11 protein-coding genes are annotated in these 15961 nt (G+C 63.0%); 4 read left to right on the top strand and 7 right to left on the bottom strand.

The genetic code is table 11. The features are described 5' to 3' along the window. Window positions 1-8 precede the first annotated feature (8 nt). Window positions 9-1262, bottom strand: a complete 1254-nt coding sequence (locus IG169_RS04080) for a sarcosine oxidase subunit beta (protein WP_193174883.1) — start codon at window positions 1260-1262, stop codon at window positions 9-11. Window positions 1263-1793: 531 nt separating this feature from the next. On the opposite strand from IG169_RS04080, the gene rpsU reads away from it, so the two are divergent. Both rpsU and IG169_RS04070 read left to right on the top strand, forming a co-directional pair. Beyond that, window positions 1794-2021 carry a 30S ribosomal protein S21 gene (gene rpsU / locus IG169_RS04075; protein WP_193174907.1) on the top strand — a complete coding sequence of 76 codons (228 nt, stop codon included), beginning with the start codon at window positions 1794-1796 and terminating at the stop codon, window positions 2019-2021. A gap of 114 nt (window positions 2022-2135) precedes the next feature. Then, window positions 2136-3023: a tetratricopeptide repeat protein gene (locus IG169_RS04070; protein WP_246717111.1), complete on the top strand. Its 888-nt coding sequence runs from the start codon at window positions 2136-2138 to the stop codon at window positions 3021-3023. A 154-nt stretch (window positions 3024-3177) separates the two neighbouring features. Here IG169_RS04070 and IG169_RS04065 read toward each other — a convergent pair whose 3' ends face one another. The 6 genes from IG169_RS04065 to IG169_RS04040 all read right to left on the bottom strand — a co-directional run bounded on the left by IG169_RS04065 (window position 3178) and on the right by IG169_RS04040 (window position 13048). Then, the gene (locus tag IG169_RS04065; RefSeq protein WP_193174882.1) at window positions 3178-3402 is read right to left on the bottom strand and encodes an aa3-type cytochrome c oxidase subunit IV; all 225 of its coding nucleotides are present in this window, start codon (window positions 3400-3402) and stop codon (window positions 3178-3180) included. 90 nt (window positions 3403-3492) lie between these two features. Continuing rightward, window positions 3493-4236, bottom strand: coding sequence for an N-acyl amino acid synthase FeeM domain-containing protein (locus tag IG169_RS04060; protein WP_193174881.1), 744 nt, complete (start codon window positions 4234-4236; stop codon window positions 3493-3495). Between the two features lie 187 nt (window positions 4237-4423). Continuing rightward, window positions 4424-6730: a putative bifunctional diguanylate cyclase/phosphodiesterase gene (locus IG169_RS04055; RefSeq protein WP_193174880.1), complete on the bottom strand. Its 2307-nt coding sequence runs from the start codon at window positions 6728-6730 to the stop codon at window positions 4424-4426. A 216-nt stretch (window positions 6731-6946) separates the two neighbouring features. Then, window positions 6947-10405, bottom strand: a complete 3459-nt coding sequence (locus IG169_RS04050; protein WP_193174879.1) for an indolepyruvate ferredoxin oxidoreductase family protein — start codon at window positions 10403-10405, stop codon at window positions 6947-6949. Between the two features lie 166 nt (window positions 10406-10571). Then, entirely contained in the window at window positions 10572-11315 is a 744-nt protein-coding gene (locus IG169_RS04045) for an SDR family NAD(P)-dependent oxidoreductase (RefSeq protein ID WP_193174878.1), read from the bottom strand. Between the two features lie 146 nt (window positions 11316-11461). After that, on the bottom strand, window positions 11462-13048 hold the full coding sequence (locus IG169_RS04040) for an ABC transporter substrate-binding protein (RefSeq protein ID WP_246717110.1): 1587 nt from the start codon (window positions 13046-13048) through the stop codon (window positions 11462-11464). 334 nt (window positions 13049-13382) lie between these two features. Between IG169_RS04040 and IG169_RS04035 the strand changes: the two genes are divergently transcribed. Both IG169_RS04035 and IG169_RS04030 read left to right on the top strand, forming a co-directional pair. Next, the gene (locus IG169_RS04035; RefSeq protein WP_193174877.1) at window positions 13383-13973 is read left to right on the top strand and encodes a TRAP transporter small permease subunit; all 591 of its coding nucleotides are present in this window, start codon (window positions 13383-13385) and stop codon (window positions 13971-13973) included. Then, the gene (locus IG169_RS04030; RefSeq protein ID WP_193174876.1) at window positions 13970-15847 is read left to right on the top strand and encodes a TRAP transporter large permease; all 1878 of its coding nucleotides are present in this window, start codon (window positions 13970-13972) and stop codon (window positions 15845-15847) included. Before IG169_RS04035 ends, IG169_RS04030 begins: the two co-directional genes overlap by 4 nt. The last annotated feature ends 114 nt before the right edge of the window (window positions 15848-15961 follow it).

Genomic DNA, 15961 nt, shown 5'->3' with positions numbered 1-15961 from the left:
CCTGTCCCTCAGTGCGCGACGGCGGCAGCCGCCGCCTCGTCGATCAGCCGGCCGGAATTGAACCGCTCGATCGTGTAGCCGGCATTGATCTTGTGCGGATTGTCGTTGGCGATGGTGTGCGCGAACACGTGCCCCGAGCCCGGCGTCGCCTTGAACCCGCCGGTGCCCCAGCCGCAATTGACGTACAGCCCGGAGACCGGAGTCCTGGCGATGATCGGCGAACGGTCCGGCGTCACGTCGACGATGCCGCCCCACGAACGCAGCATCCGCATCCGGGTGAACATCGGGAACATCTCGCAGATCGCGTCGAGCGTATGCTGGATGATGTGCAGCCCGCCGGTCTGCGAATAGGAGGTGTACTGGTCCGTGCCCGCGCCGATCACCAGTTCGCCCTTGTCGGACTGCGAGATATAGGCGTGCACCGTGTTCGACATGACGACGCAGGGAAAGCACGGCTTGACCGGCTCGGAGACCAGCGCCTGCAGCGGGAAGCTTTCCAGCGGCATGCGCACGTCCGCCATCTGCATCACGACGGAGGTATTTCCGGCGGCGACCACGCCGATCTTCTTGGCGCCGATGAAGCCGCGCGAGGTCTCGACGCCGGTCACCTGGCCGTTGCCGCCGCGTCTTATCCCCGTCACTTCGCAATTCTGGATGATATGCACGCCGCGGTCCGAAGCCGCACGGGCATAGCCCCAGGCGACCGCGTCGTGGCGCGCCGTGCCGCCGCGGCGCTGCAGCGCCGCGCCCATCACCGGGTAGCGCGCTGTCTGCGAGATGTTGAGCGGCGGGCAGTATTCCTTCGCCTGCTCCGGCGTCAGCCACTCGTTGTCGACGCCGTTCAGCCGATTGGCGTGGATGTGCCGCTTGAACACCTGCACGTCGTGCACGTTGTGCGCCAGCATCATCACGCCGCGCGGGCTGTACATGACGTTGTAGTTGAGGTCCTGGGAGAGGTTTTCCCACAGCTTCACGGCATGGTCGTAGAGCCCCGCCGACTCGTCATAGAGATAGTTGGAGCGGATGATCGTCGTGTTGCGGCCGGTATTGCCGCCGCCGAGCCAGCCCTTTTCCAGCACCGCGACATTGGTGACGCCGTGTTCCTTGGCGAGATAATAGGCCGTCGCCAGCCCGTGTCCGCCGGCGCCGATGATGATCACGTCATATTCGCCGCGCGGTTCCGGCGAGCCCCATTGCTGGCCCCAACCCTTGTGGCCGCGCATGGCTTCGCGCGCCAATGCAAATCCGGAATATTTCCGCATCGAGGTCACCCCGTCAGGTCGTCGTGAACAGGTCGCGAAAGCATGCTTTCCGCGACGCCGGACAGTAGCATTATCGCCGGGTCTTACGACACCCTGCCCTTTTTGCGACTCGCCATGGCGCGCACGGCAAGGCAGGGCCACAAAAAGAGGAAGGCACGGGGATGGGGCGTTTCCCGTGCCTTCCCGGCAGCCTGATCCGGAGGAATGAGGCCACCGAACCGAATTTGAGGACGAAACAGACCATGATCCGTACGCCACCATCGGGCGGATGCCCCCGCCCCTCCGGAACATTCTGTTACGTTACGTCATATCTCGATTTTGATCGCATGGGAAAAAAATTGCACCCCCGCGTTTTCACAAAACCGTGAAACGATCTTATGGCTGAAAAACGAGGATATCGGCCTTGTACGCAGTGGACACGGCAGGGCGTTTCTGATATGCGCAGCCGAGATTCTGCGATGTGCTCATCGCGGGGCAGGATGCTTGTTATCCTGTCCGGTCAATCAACACCAATGGAAAGATGGAACCCACGTGCAAGTTCTCGTACGCGACAACAATGTTGACCAGGCCCTCCGCGCGCTGAAAAAGAAGATGCAGCGCGAAGGCATCTTCCGTGAAATGAAGATGCGCGGCCATTACGAAAAACCCTCCGAAAAGCGCGCGCGCGAAAAGGCGGAAGCCGTTCGCCGCACCCGCAAGCTGGCGCGCAAGCGCGCCCAGCGCGAAGGTCTGCTCGGCGGCGCTCCTCGCGCACGATAATTCGCGCCGTCGCGATTTCGTCTCTTTTTGATCTGAAAAGGTGGCGTTTGCTTTGAATGAAAGCGCGCTGCCTTTTTTGCATTCGGACGGCGCGCGGATGAGGGATTGATCTCCATGGAAATGACTGGCGGTACGACTGGAGCCGGAATCGTCTCACGCACGGCTCGGCAGTCACGCAGTTTGCGCGCGGGACTGGCCGGCGCCGCGCTTGTCGCGGCGGTCGGCCTGGCCGGCTGCCAGACCGCCGGCGTCGACAGCTCGCTCGCGACGACCATCGATGCCGATCAGGGCAGTTCCCAGAACATAGCCTCGCTCACCGAGGTGATCCGCGCCAATCCCAACGATCCGAGCGGCTACAATGTCCGCGGCTCCGCGTTCGGCCGGGCGGGCCGCTATCAGGACGCCCTGCGCGATTTCGATCGCGCGATCGAGCTCAATCCGCGCTTCTTCGAAGCCTATGCCAACCGCGCCCTGATCTACCGCTCGATGGGCGATCCCGGCCGGGCTGCCGAAGATTACAACCGCGCCATCAAGATCAATCCGCGCTACGACACGGCCTATATCGGCCGCGGCGAACTCTATCGCCGCGCCGGCCGCACGACCGAGGCGTTCAACGATTTCCAGAAGGCCATCGAGCTCGATACGACCGACCCGCGCGCCTTTTTCCGGCGCGGCCTCGTCTATCAGAGCCGCGGCCAGCACGATTTCGCCATCGACGATTTCTCGACCGCGATCTCGCTGCAACCGAATGCGCCCGAGCCCTATAACGGCCGCGGCCTCTCCTATGTCGCCACCGGCCAGCTCGACAATGCCTTTGACGACTTCAACTATGCGATCCGCCTCGACGACGGGATCGCCGAAAGCTGGGCCAACCAGGGGCTGGTCTACGAAAAGCGCGGCGAAACCGCCAAGGCGCGGAAATCCTACCTGCGCGCCCTGCAGCTTGACGGCAAATACGAGCCTGCCCGCACCGGATTGGCGCGCGTCGGCGGCAAGGGCTGAGGCACCGCCCGTCGCGCGGGTCAATACCCATGCCGCGACGGTCTCCGCGTATTTTTGAAGATCCCGTTTTTACGCCATGAGCCGCCGGACACATGCCCGGCGCACGCGCATGTCACCGGCGCGTATCTGGCGATCGGATGCCGTCCGGCAACCGTCAGGCCAGGAAATAGCCGATGATCGTCAGGACGATGAACAGGATGATGCCGCCGAACAGGCCGCCGCCGGCGAAAAAGCCGAATGCCATCGAGATGAGCAAGGCCACGGACAGGATCACGATCCACTTGCTCATCGACAGGAACATCGAGAATGTCCGCTCGTGTTCGGCGTAGTCCATATCGGCGCCCGTTTCGGCAGGACCCGTCGGATGATTATCGGCCATGGCAATTTGCTCCGCTAAGAGAATGTCTTTCAACAGCAGCGATTAGCGAAAACGCGGCCCGACTTCAATGCCTTCGATAAAACTGCGTGATTATGCCGCCAGCATCGCGATCTTGGCTGTAGGCAGCACCGTCAACGGCGGCATTTGCATGGCCGGCGTATCGAACAGCATCTTTCTTTCCCTCTCCGTGGAATAGAACAGCGGATAGCGCTGGCAGATTTCACCTTCCCTGAGCGGGCTTGCGAAAAGTACCAGCGGCACCGCGAAACCCTTGCACTGCTTCGGCCCGGCAATGACCGTGGATCGGAAGACCCGGCGGTAGAAGGGGACATGATCGACAGTGACCAGCCCGAGACACGCATTCACCTTGAAATGCGCGGTCGCCATGAAGGCGATCCTGAGCGTCAGCAAGGCAAGCCCGGGAACCTCGCGCGACAATTCCTCGTCGACGGCGAACCGGCTCGGATCGATGAAGGCCTGCCCCTGTTCGAGCAGGGGTTTCAGGACCTCCGGAAAAATCCTCACGGCCTGACAGTCCGGATTCTCCGGCGTCACGTGAGCGATGCGTAAAGTGGAGACGAGCTCGCCGTCGTAATACATGCCGAAAACCCGCACGCCCGGCCAGCGGTCGCTGTCGTCGACGGCGTCGCCATTGAGTTTCCTGCTATAAATGGTGTGCGAGTCGAAAGCCCGGCTGCGCAGCTGACTGATACTCTCGAAATCTTCAGGCGTGACGATCTGTCGATATTCGATGTGTTCCATCACCTCGAAAATGGGATCGTTCAAATTGTTCTCGATCTGCAGTTTTCCGGTGTGTTCCAAAGCTATATTCATCATCTGGTCCCCATCGAAAAATTACAGTAAACAGGACCTTAACGTTGTAAATAGCAATTGACCTATTTGCGGCGCGGGAATCTTAAATATTTAAAATTATGGTTAAAATTTACCTATTGGCACGCACTTGAAGCGACATGCCGTCACGTAGGTTTAAGAAACTGGGCTAAGTGTGAGGCGCCGTCGCTCAGCTCGCGGCGACGGCGGGTTCGACCAGGCGCACGGGCGAAACCGGCAGAAGCGTGTGCCGGGCGAGTTCGAGCACGGAGGACGGCGGCAATGCCGGCCCGAGAACGAAACCCTGAATCCGGCTGACGCCTTCGGTCGCCAGCACGAGATTCAACTGGTCGTCTGACGACACGCCCTCAATCGTCACCTGCAGACCGAGCGTCTTGCACAGGCTGGTGACGCCGCGCAGCAGCGCGATCGGCGTCTGTCCGCTTTCGATGCCCTCGACAAACGAGCGGTCGATCTTCACCTTGTCGAGCGGCAGCTTGTGCAGGTAGCTGAGCGACGAATAGCCGGTTCCGAAATCGTCGAGCGAAATCTTGATGCCGCGGCTGCGGATATCCTCCAGCACCCCGATCATGTCCTGCTCGTTGGAAATCACCGCCGTCTCGGTCACCTCGATCTCGAGGCGCTCGGGCACGACGCCGGACGTCGCGAGCGCATCGTCGATTTCCTCGAGCAGGCGCGAGCGGCGGAAGTCGATGGCGGAGAGATTGACGGAGATGTTGACGGTCTCCGGCCATGTCGCGCAATCGCGCAACGCCCGGTTCAGCACCGAGCGGCTGACCTTGCCGATCATGCCCATTTCCTCGGCGAGCGGGATGTATTCGGCCGGTGAAATGTCGCCGAGTTCGGGATGGTTCCAGCGCGACAGCGCCTCGCAGGCGACGATCTTTCCGGTCTTGGCGTCCACGATCGGCTGGTAGCGCACGGTGAGCTTGTCCTTGTCGAGCGCCTTGGCTAGTTCGTTCTTGACCCGCTGGCGCCGCTTGTATTCGGCGTCCATCGACTCCTCGAACACCGACCACACGCCCTTGCCCAACGCCTTGGACCGGTAGAGCGCGAGATCCGCCTTCATCATCATCTTGGTCAGGTCGAATTCGTCACGGGTCGATGCCGCCAGGCCGATGCTCACCGTGACATGAACCTGCTCGCCGCTCAGTTCATAGACCCCGGTCAGTGTCGAACGCAGCGTCTCGGCGAGCCGTCCCGGCTCCGCGCCGGGCGTCATGTCCGGGACGAAAACCATGAATTCGTCGCCGCCCTGGCGCGAGATCATGACGTCGCGCGAACGGAAATCCTTGAGCCGGTTCGCAACCGCCCTGAGCAGCGCGTCGCCCTGCGAATGGCCGAGCGTGTCGTTGACATGCTTGAAGTCGTCGATATCGAGCATGATCAGCGCGCAGTCGCCGATATCGATCTTCTGCTTCAGTCGCTCGCCGATCAGCGTGGCGAAATAGCCGCGATTGGGCAGGCCGGTCAGCGCGTCATAGCGCGCCATGTTGACCATCTGCTTTTCGGCGTTGATGCGTTCGGTGATGTCCTCAAACGTGAGAACCGCGCCGGAGAAGGCGCGCGGGTTGGACTTGAACTCGACGTGGCGGCCGTCATTGAGCACAAAACGTTTCTTGCTGCCGCCCTCCAGGATCATCGGGATCAGCTGGCGTCGGAGCTTTTCCACCTGACGCGCGGACAGAACCCCGCGTATCTTTCCGTACCGCAGGATTGCCTCGAAGTTCCGGCCTTCCAGATTGATGTGCGACGGCACGTCGAAAAGCACCTTCGCCGTGCGGTTTGCCACCAGCACGCGCAGATCGCCATCGAACATGATCAGGCCGTGCGACATGTTGTTGAGCGCGACGTCGAAACGTTCGGCGATTTCCTGGTTTTTCCACCGTCCGTGAATCGCGTCGAGCACCGAGGAGCGGATATTGCGCACCAGCGTCTGGATCAGCAGGATATAGGGGATGCACAGGATAGCGGCCGACAGGTGCGCCAGATCGCCGTAAAGCGCCGCGCCCAGCGAGGTCGGAACCAGAAGCGACACCACGATGACCGAGACGAGCTTCGGCGAACCGTAAAGTCGGCCGACCACCGTCGGCAGCGTGGCGAAAACCAGCGTGAATGCGGAAATGACGGTGTATTCGCTATAGGCGACATGCATCGCCACGAAGGCGTAGATGCCGATCAGCGACGTCGCCGCGCAGCCGAGCCAGAGGTAACGGGTTTCCCACAGGGTCGCCCAGCGGACCTTGGCCTCGTCATCCAGGTTCGCGGCTTTGAGCTTGTCCTCGCGATAGGCGCGCATCTGCAGCAGCCGGGCGAAGGCCGTGACCAGAATGGCCATCACGAGAACGAGATAGACCGGGTGTCCGGTATCGAGCCAGGCGGCGCCAACGACGATGACCTGCATTCCCACGCCGACGACGAGAGAACGCGAATCCGCAAAGAAGGTATCCACGAAAGACGTGTACACCTCAGCCATGATCGCTTTTGACGTGGTCTGTTTCAACGGATCCCTCGACACCCCGCACGAGGGCAGACCCTAGCCGAATGCGCTTAATGAAGCGTTTAGTGCCGAAGCGAAATTACATCTGCCGCGACGCGAAAAATCCCCGAAAAATCAGGGATTTTTACTGATTTTCCGGGGCCTGCGCCACAAAGTTAACGTAACGGAAATTCTCAAAACGGCACGCAGGGTTCAGATTTTCGCCTGAAACGGCTGATTGCTCTCGGCGCGGCGCGTCATCGCCTCGCCGATGTTTTTCGTGCGAATATGCCCGTAACCGGCGATATTTTCCGGCCAGGCGGCCAGCCGCGTCGCCTCGGCAAGGCTTGTGTCGTCCGCCATCGCCGCAATGCGGTCGAGATCGCCCTCATAGAGCGCCAGCGTTTCGAGTTCGAGCCGCCGCTCCGGATTGCGCGCGAACACGTTCAACGGCGAAAAGCGCAGCCCTTTCAGCCGCGAAAGCACGCCGAAAACCCTCATCATCCACGGTCCGAACACGGTTTTCTTCGGATTGCCCCTGGCGTCCTTCTTGCCGAGGATCGGCGGCGCCAGGTGGAATTCGAGCTTTTTCCAACTGGCGAACTCGCCCTCGATCTGACGGCGGAAATCCGGCAGCGTGTAGAGCCGCGCCACCTCGAATTCGTCCTTGATCGCCATCAGCTTGAACAATTGCCGCGCCGCCGTCTCGGTCAGCACGCCCGGCTTGCCGGCGATTTCGCTCTCGCGCGCGGCGACCGCGGCAATGCGCGCCCGGTAGCGGTCCGCATAGGCGGCGTTGTGATAGCCGGCGAGGAACTCGGCGCGTTTCGCGATGATCTCGTCGGGTGTGCGCGCGAGAGCGCCGCCCGCCCTTGCGCCCTTCTCCGCCAGCAGCGTCTCGATCGCCGCCGGATCGTGCGCGGCGCGGCGTCCCCAGCGAAACGCGCCGACATTCATGTCCACGGCCTGTCCGTTCAGCCTGATCGCCTGCTCCACCGCCTCGGCGGAGACGGGCAGTCCGCCCTTCTGGGCGGCGAAGCCCAGCATGAACATGTTCGCCGCGATCGTGTTGGCGAAAATCGCCTGTGCGGCGCGCGCCGCATCGACGAAATGCAGTGTCTTGCTGCCCGCCACCTTGCGGATCGCCGCGACCAGCTTGTCCGTCGGCAAGCGGTAGTCGGGATGACGGGCGAAGTCGCCGGGCATCACTTCGGCCCGGCTGACGACGACGAGCGTGTCGTCCTTGCGCACCGAACCCAGCACCTTGCGGTTGCCGGAAACCACGATGTCGCAGCCGAGCACGAGATCGGCCTTGCCGGGCGAAACGCGAATCGAGGAGACCGCTTCCGGCGTCGTGGCGATGCGCATATGCGTGAAGACCGCGCCGCCCTTCTGCGCCAGCCCGGCCATGTCGATGATGCCGACGCCCTTGCCTTCCAGATGCGCAGCCATGCCGAGGATCGCGCCGATGGTCACCACGCCGGTTCCGCCGATCCCGTCGATGACGGCCGCCCACTCCCGGCGGCTGTCGTCGAGCGCGAACACCGGCGCGTCCGGCACCCCCTCCAGCGGGTTGGCATTGTGCTTCAGCGGCTCCGCCCGGCGCATTTTCGCGCCATGCACCGTCACGAAGGACGGGCAGAAGCCCTTCAGGCAGGAAAAGTCCTTGTTGCAGCTCGACTGGTCGATACGCCGCTTGCGACCGAATTCGGTGTCGACCGGCTGGATCGCCACGCAGTTCGACTGCACGCCGCAATCGCCGCAGCCCTCGCAGACGAGTTCGTTGATGAGCACCCGCTTGTCCGGATCGGGGAAGGTGCCGCGCTTGCGCCGGCGGCGCTTTTCGGCCGCGCAGGTCTGGTCGTAGAGCAGCACCGAGACGCCCTTAACCGTCTGCAACTCGCGCTGCACGGCATCGAGATCGTCGCGGTGATGGATCGTCGTCCCGCCCGGGAAGGTCGCGTGGCCGGCATATTTCTCCGGCTCGTCGGAAACGACGGCGATGCGCTCGACGCCTTCGGCCCGGACCTGCCGAGCGATCTCGTCGACGGTCAGGTCGCCCTCGACATGCTGGCCGCCGGTCATCGCCACGGCGTCGTTGAAGAGGATCTTGTAGGTGATGTTGGTGCCCGCAGACAGCGCGAAGCGGATCGCCAGCGAGCCGGAGTGGTTGTAGGTGCCGTCGCCAAGATTCTGGAAGATGTGGCCTCGGTCCGAGAACGGCGCCTCGCCGACCCAGTTGGCGCCCTCGCCGCCCATCTGGGTGAACCCTTCCGTATCGCGCTCCATCCAGATCGCCATGAAATGGCAGCCGATCCCGGCCGAAGCCCGCGCGCCTTCGGGCACCCGCGTCGAGGTGTTGTGCGGACAGCCCGGGCAGAAGGTCGGCATCCGCGCGGCGACGTCCTGCGTTCCGGCGAAGGCTTTCTGCAGCTTGCGGATATGGGCGACGCGGGCCGCGATCTCCTCGTTGTCGCCGCAGATCGAAAGCACCCGTTCGCCGACAGCGACGGCGATGTCGCTGGGATCGAGTGCGCCCATGATCGGGAACAGCGTGTTGTTCTTTTCGTCGCGTTTGCCGATCACCATCGGCCGTTTGGTCAGGCCGTAGAGCTCTTCCTTGATCTGCACCTCGATCAGGCCGCGCTTTTCCTCCACGACCATGATCGTGTGCAGCCCCTCGGAGAAACGGATCAGGTCGTCGGGATCGAGCGGCCACGGCATGCCGACCTTGTAGAGCCGGATCCCGAGCTTGGCGGCCGCCACCTCGTCGATGCCGAGATCGTGCAGCGCCTCGCGCAGGTCGAGATAGTTCTTGCCGGCGGCGACAAGCCCGAGCTTCGGCTTGCGCCCGCCGCGCCAGACGACATGGTCGATCTTGTTGGCCCGGTTGTAGGCGACCGCCGCCTCGCGCTTGTAGCGGTGCAGGCGCTCCTCCTGGCCGATGAAATCGAGATCCATGCGCCGGATGTTGAGCCCACCCGGCGGCATCTCGAATTCCGGGATCACCGGATTGACGCGGTCGAGATCGGCATGGACCGAGCCGGTCGACTCGATGTTGTCCTTCACGCATTTCATCGCCGTCCAGGTGCCGGCAAAGCGGCTGACGGCATAGGCATGCAGCCCGTAATCGATGATTTCCTGCACGCCGGCCGGATTGAAGATCGGGATCAGCGTGTCGACGAAGGCGAATTCCGACTGATGCGCATTGGTCGAGGATTCCGCCGTGTGGTCGTCGCCCATCAGCGCCAGAACGCCGCCATGTTTCGACGAGCCGGCGAGATTGCCATGGCGGAACACGTCGCCGGTGCGGTCGACGCCCGGCCCCTTGCCGTACCAGAGCGCGAAGACGCCGTCGTGGCGGCCATGTCCGCCGAGTTCGGCCTGTTGCGTGCCCCAGCACGCGGTCGCGGCGAGTTCCTCGTTCAGGCCCGGCTGGAACTTGATGCCGTGATCGGCCAGCGCGTCGCCCGCCGACCACAATTGCTGGTCGAGCCCGCCGATCGGCGAGCCGCGGTATCCGGAGACGAAACCGGCCGTGTTGAGACCTGCGCGCCGGTCGCGTTCATGCTGCATCATCAGCATGCGAACCACCGCCTGGGAGCCCGAAACGAACACCTGTTCGCAGGACAGATCGTACTTGTCTCCAAGGGTGACCGGTTTGAGATTCATGCGTTTCTCCGCGCCCGTTGCCGCACCGTAACACCCGCCAGTGTTGGGTCTCGGCAAGGACACGTCAAATCTTTTCCATTGTGCGGCGCAATAGAGAAAGATTAAGCAAAATCAGTCTCTTCCGGCGCAAGATTCGGTCTTTTCGGGTGCGCGCGGCGAAACGAACTCAATCGCCCGCGGAAAAGCCGCCATCGACGGTGAGGACGGTTCCGGTCATGTAGCGCGATGCTTCGGAGGCGAGCAGCAGCAACGCACCGTCGAGGTCGCCGGGCGCTCCGAGCCGTCGCATCGGGATACGCGTCTTCAGAAGCCGGTCGAGTCCCTTGTCGAAATGCTGCTGCGTCATTGCGGTCGGAAACCACCCCGGTGCCAGTGCATTGACGCGAATGCCGTGGCGCGCCCATTCGGCCGCCTGCGAGCGCGTCATCTGCTCGAGCGCGGCCTTCGAGCCGCCATAGGCCGATAGCCCGCTCACGGTCTTCCTGGCGAGCACGCTGGTCACGTGGATGATCGATCCGCCGCGCCTTGCCGCGCTCATTCGTTTCATCGCCTCGCCGGTGACGCGCATCGTGCCGTTGACATTGATGTCCATGATTTCGGCGAAGGCGCTGTCTCCGAGCGCCTCGGCCCGCTCGAATTGCGCGATGCCTGCGGCGTTCACCAGCACGTCGACCGCGCCGTATTCGCGCTCGACCGCGTCGAAGGCCGCCGCTACATCCGTTGCGTTCCGGATATCGCAATGAAGATGCAGGATCGGCGCGTCATCGGTCTCGTCCGCACCGGAATTGCTGGCACCGGCGACACGCGCGCCGCGCTCCGCCAGGACCCGCGCGAAATGCGCGCCGAGACCGGACGAGGCGCCGGTCACCATGCAGATCCGCCCATCGACGGAAAATATGTCGCTCGCCATGCACTTCCCCGGGATCCCCGCAGCGAGCAAATAACGATGCCTGCAGCTACGTCAACTCGCCGGCGCGGCAATGCCGCACCGGCGCATTTCGCGGGGATTGCCCGCACGGACCTGTTGCGGCCCGTGCGGCGTCTTGAAAGGGAGGTTTACGCGAACCACCAGCGCTCCATCCAGCGCTCGCCGTCCATGTCCCAGTTGGTCGCGAAATCCCCATGCGCCACCTTGTCATTGGTGGCGAAGACGTAGTTGGCGAACATCGGGATGATGGCGCCGCCGTCCATGTTGAGAATTTCCTGCATCTCGTAATACATCGCCCGGCGCTTGTCCTCGTCGAGTTCGGCGCGGGCCTTGATCAGCAGTTCGTCGAACCGTGCGTTGGACCAGAACGTGTCGTTCCAGGCCGCGCCCGACTTGTAGGCGGTCGAGAACATCGCATCCTCGACGGCACGGCCGCTCCAGTAGACGGCGGTGAAGGGATCCTTCATCCAGACATCCGACCAGTAGCCGTCATTGGGCTTGCGGTTCACCTGCAGGTCGATGCCCGCATCCTTCGCCGAATTCTGGAACAGGACCGCCGCGTCGACGGCACCGCCGAACGCCGCATCGGACGCCGACAGGCCCACCTTGAGGCTGTCGAGGCCGGCTTTCTTGAGGTAGAATTTCGACTTGTCCGGATCGTATTTGCGCTGCTCGAGTTCCGAGTTGAAATAGCGCTGGCCGCGCCCGATCGGGTGGTCGTTGCCGACCGTGCCGTAACCGAACAGGATCTTCTCGACGAGTTCCTCGCGGTTGACGGCGTATTTGAGCGCCAGCCGCACATTCACGTCGGTAAAGGGATCCTTGTTGCACGACATCGCGAATGTGTAGTGCTGATTGCCGGCCACCGAGTTGATGTCGACGCCCGGCTTGCGGGCGAGCAGGCCGACGGTCTTGAGGTCCAGCCTGTCGATCGCGTCGACGTCGCCGGAAACAAGCGCGGTGGTGCGGGCATTGAGATCGACGATGGACAGCATCTCGATGACGTCGAAATGGCCGCGCTCGTCCGTCCAGTCATCCTTGAACCGCTCGAAACGGGCAACGACGCCGGGTTGGAACTCGACCAGCTTGTACGGGCCGCAGCCATCCTTGGCCTGCCAGTCGGGCTTGCCGTCCTTGGCCGGCAGGATGCCGAGGTGATAGTCGGTGAAGGTGGCCGGGAAGTCGGCATTTCCCGCATCCAGCACGAACACCACGGTGTCGTCGCCATCCGCGCTGACATCCTGGATTGCCGTGACGAGCGGCGCCGCGGCGGACGTCGAATCCTTGCCGCGATGGAAATTGATCGAGACGATGACATCTTCGGTCGTCAGCGGTTTTCCGGAATGGAACGTGACGCCCTTGCGCAGCGTGAAGCGCCAGGTCTTGGCATCGGGCGTTGCCTCCCAGCTCTCGGCGAGAGACGGAGCGACCGAGCCGTCCGGCGCGAAGCCGGTCAGAAAGCCATGCATCCCGTATGACAGCGCCGTGGTGAAGCCGTTTTCAAACGTGCCGGGATTGAGCGTGTCGGTCGTCTGGCCGTGGCCCTTGGCGACGCGCAGCGTGCCGCCCTTTTTCGGCGCGGCATAAGCTGCGCGCGGGAAAAGGCCGGTGGAAAAACCCGCCGCCGCGATACCGGTGGCGGCGCTTGCCTGGAGAAAACTGCGTCGGGTCGTCGCCCCGCTCCGCAACAATCTCATTTTATGGGACTCTGTCATCGCAACTCTCCCTTTTGTTGTTTGACGGATCAATCAAAGAAGATTTATGCCCCAAGAGCAAGCGATTAGCGCCAAATTACTGGCCCCGGACGCTGGAAAATGGGCATGAGGGATACTTGGCGCCGTTTGTGACAACGGTGCGACCAAAAAGTGGTCCGGAAAACTAACCACTCGATTGTGAATTCGGATCGCCGGTGCTAGCAAGCAAGGCCAGTCGCCATAATCGGCGGGTATTCGCGTGCGCTTGCAATGTCAGGCGCAACAGCGCAGGAAAGGGCAGGCTGCCGGCGGCCAGCCCGGCACGGTCATACCGGGCCCGCATCTGGGGAGAGAGATGGCTCCATTGCTGAAATTGTCGCGCGCCATCGACGCCGTGACCGCCTTTATCGGCCGGTCCGTGTCATGGCTCATTCTGGTTGCCGTGCTCGTCAGCGCCGGCAACGCAACCATTCGAAAAATCTTCGACACCTCGTCGAACGCCTGGCTGGAACTGCAGTGGTATCTCTACGGCACGGTCTTCCTGCTGGCCGCGGCCTATACGCTCCAGCGTAACGAGCATGTGCGGATCGATATCGCCACCGCGCATCTGTCCAAGCGTATCCGCGACTGGATCGACCTTCTCGGCCACATCTTCTTCCTGCTGCCCTTCTGCGGCGTGATGATCTATCTCGGCTGGCCCTTCATGCTGCATTCCATGCAGTCCGGCGAGGTTTCGGTGAATGCGGGCGGCCTCGTCCTGTGGCCCGCCAAGATGATGATTTTCTGCGGATTCGCGCTACTGACGGCGCAGGCCTTTTCGGAAATCATCAAGCGCATCGCGGTGATCATGGGCCTGATCGACGATCCGACCGCCAAGCATGACATGCCGCCGATCATCGAGGAGCTCGAATCCGCGGCCGATATCGATGAGAGGATCAAGAGATGATCGAACTCATCGCGCATAATCTGGCGCCCATCATGTTCACCACCGTGATGGCGATGCTTCTCATCGGCTATCCGGTCGCCTTCACGCTCGCCGCCGGCGGCCTTGCCTTCTTCTTCATCGGCGTCGAGCTCTCGGCCTTCGCGCCGGACCAGATCCGGCTTTTCCCGAGCCTGATCCAGGCCAATGCCAACCGAACCTTCGACGTCATGCGCAACGACACGTTGCTGGCGATCCCGTTCTTCACCTTCATGGGGCTGATACTGGAGCGATCGCGCATGGCCGAGGATCTGCTCGACACGATCGGGCAGTTGTTCGGGCCGGTTCGCGGCGGCCTCGCCTATGCCGTCATCATCGTCGGCGCGCTGCTCGGCGCGACCACCGGCGTGGTTGCCGCGTCGGTCATCGCCATGGGCCTGATCTCGCTGCCGATCATGATGCGCTACGGCTACGACCGCTCGCTCGCCACCGGCACGATCGCCGCGTCCGGCACGCTGGCGCAGATCGTCCCGCCGTCGCTCGTCCTGATCGTCATGTCCGACCAGCTCGGCCGCTCGGTCGGCGACATGTATGTCGGCGCGGTGCTGCCCGCGGTGATGATCATCGCCATGTACTGCGCCTACATCTTCTTCGTGACGCTGATCCGCCCCAAGGCCGCGCCGGCGCTTCCCGACGAGTTCCGCACTTTGGGCGGCGGCGTGTTGTCGCTGCTCGTCATGATCGTGCTGACGGTCGGCCTGCATTACGTGCTCTACAACCACGTCTTCGAGAGCTTGCGCTACGAAACCCGCTTCGTCTGGTCGGCGACCATCGCCACGGCATCCGCGCTCACCTTCAGCCTGATCAACCGCTACATGAAGCTGGGCATCATCTCGCGCCTTGCGGAGCAGGTGATCATCGTGCTGATCCCGCCGCTGGCGCTGATCTTCCTCGTGCTCGGCACCATCTTCCTCGGCATCGCGACGCCGACCGAGGGCGGCGCGATGGGCGCGACGGGCGCGCTGGCCCTCGCCCTGATCAAGGGCCGCCTCGGCCTGTCGACGCTCAAGGAGGCGCTCGATTCGACGACCAAGCTGACCGCCTTCGTGATGTTCATCCTGATCGGCGCCCGCTTTTTCGGCCTGACCTTCTACGGCATCAACGGCCATCTCTGGATCGAGGACCTGCTGCTGGCGCTGCCCGGCGGCGAACACGGCTTCCTGATCGTCGTCACCATCATCGTCTTTATCCTCGGGTGCTTCCTCGATTTCTTCGAGATCGCCTTCATCGTCGTGCCGCTTCTGGTCAAGCCGGCCGAGACGCTGGGCATCGACCTGATCTGGCTCGGCATCATTCTCGGCATCAACCTGCAGACCTCGTTCCTGACGCCGCCTTTCGGCTTCGGCCTGTTCTACCTCCGCTCGATCTCGCCGCTGAAGGCCTGGAACGACGAGGTGACCGGCAAGCGCATCGAGGGCATCCGCACCGTCGAAATCTACAAGGGCGCGCTGCCCTATATCGCGATCCAGTTCGTCGCGATCATGATCGTCATCGCCTTTCCGCGCCTCGTCACCCACTACAAGGACAGCGAACCGACGTTTAACCTTGACGACGTGCAGATCCAGCTGCCCGGGATGGGCGCGCCGCAAGCGCCAAGCGGCCTTCCCGGCCTCCCGGGACAGGACGGCGGCGGCAATGGCGGCTTCGGCCTGCCCGGCGGGCTCAATCTGAATGGCACGGCACCGTCCGGCCTCGGCGACCAGTCGGGCGGCAATCCCCCGGCAACGGGTCTTCCCGGCCTGCCCGGCGGGCTCAATCTCAACGGCACGCCGCCCGCGGTCGAACCCGCCCCGGCCGAACAGCCGGCGGATCTGAGTCAGCCTCCGAAAATCCAGTAGGCGGCAATCGCTTCGCGACAGCCCCCGCCCGCAAGCGGGGGTTTTTTCGTGCCGCGCCGCAATCATCGCCGTGTTGCATTCGGCTGCCATGGACACCACCTGATGGGCGTCTCG

It is taken from the genome of Oricola nitratireducens (genome assembly GCF_014904745.1).
Taxonomy (GTDB): domain Bacteria; phylum Pseudomonadota; class Alphaproteobacteria; order Rhizobiales; family Rhizobiaceae; genus Oricola; species Oricola nitratireducens.
The sequence above is the reverse complement of the archived record's forward strand: the minus strand, read 5'-3'. Positions and strand labels throughout refer to the sequence as shown.

Excerpts from the sequence above, each read along its gene's own strand:
- IG169_RS04055 (WP_193174880.1), bottom strand. The coding sequence starts at position 6,730 with ATGGCTGAGGTGTACACGTCTTTCGTGGATACCTTCTTTGCGGATTCG.
- IG169_RS04070 (WP_246717111.1), top strand. The coding sequence starts at position 2,136 with ATGGAAATGACTGGCGGTACGACTGGAGCCGGAATCGTCTCACGCACG.
- IG169_RS04040 (WP_246717110.1), bottom strand. The coding sequence starts at position 13,048 with ATGACAGAGTCCCATAAAATGAGATTGTTGCGGAGCGGGGCGACGACC.
- IG169_RS04080 (WP_193174883.1), bottom strand. The coding sequence starts at position 1,262 with ATGCGGAAATATTCCGGATTTGCATTGGCGCGCGAAGCCATGCGCGGC.
- IG169_RS04065 (WP_193174882.1), bottom strand. The coding sequence starts at position 3,402 with ATGGCCGATAATCATCCGACGGGTCCTGCCGAAACGGGCGCCGATATG.
- IG169_RS04045 (WP_193174878.1), bottom strand. The coding sequence starts at position 11,315 with ATGGCGAGCGACATATTTTCCGTCGATGGGCGGATCTGCATGGTGACC.
- IG169_RS04060 (WP_193174881.1), bottom strand. The coding sequence starts at position 4,236 with ATGAATATAGCTTTGGAACACACCGGAAAACTGCAGATCGAGAACAAT.
- IG169_RS04035 (WP_193174877.1), top strand. The coding sequence starts at position 13,383 with ATGGCTCCATTGCTGAAATTGTCGCGCGCCATCGACGCCGTGACCGCC.
- IG169_RS04050 (WP_193174879.1), bottom strand. The coding sequence starts at position 10,405 with ATGAATCTCAAACCGGTCACCCTTGGAGACAAGTACGATCTGTCCTGC.
- IG169_RS04030 (WP_193174876.1), top strand. The coding sequence starts at position 13,970 with ATGATCGAACTCATCGCGCATAATCTGGCGCCCATCATGTTCACCACC.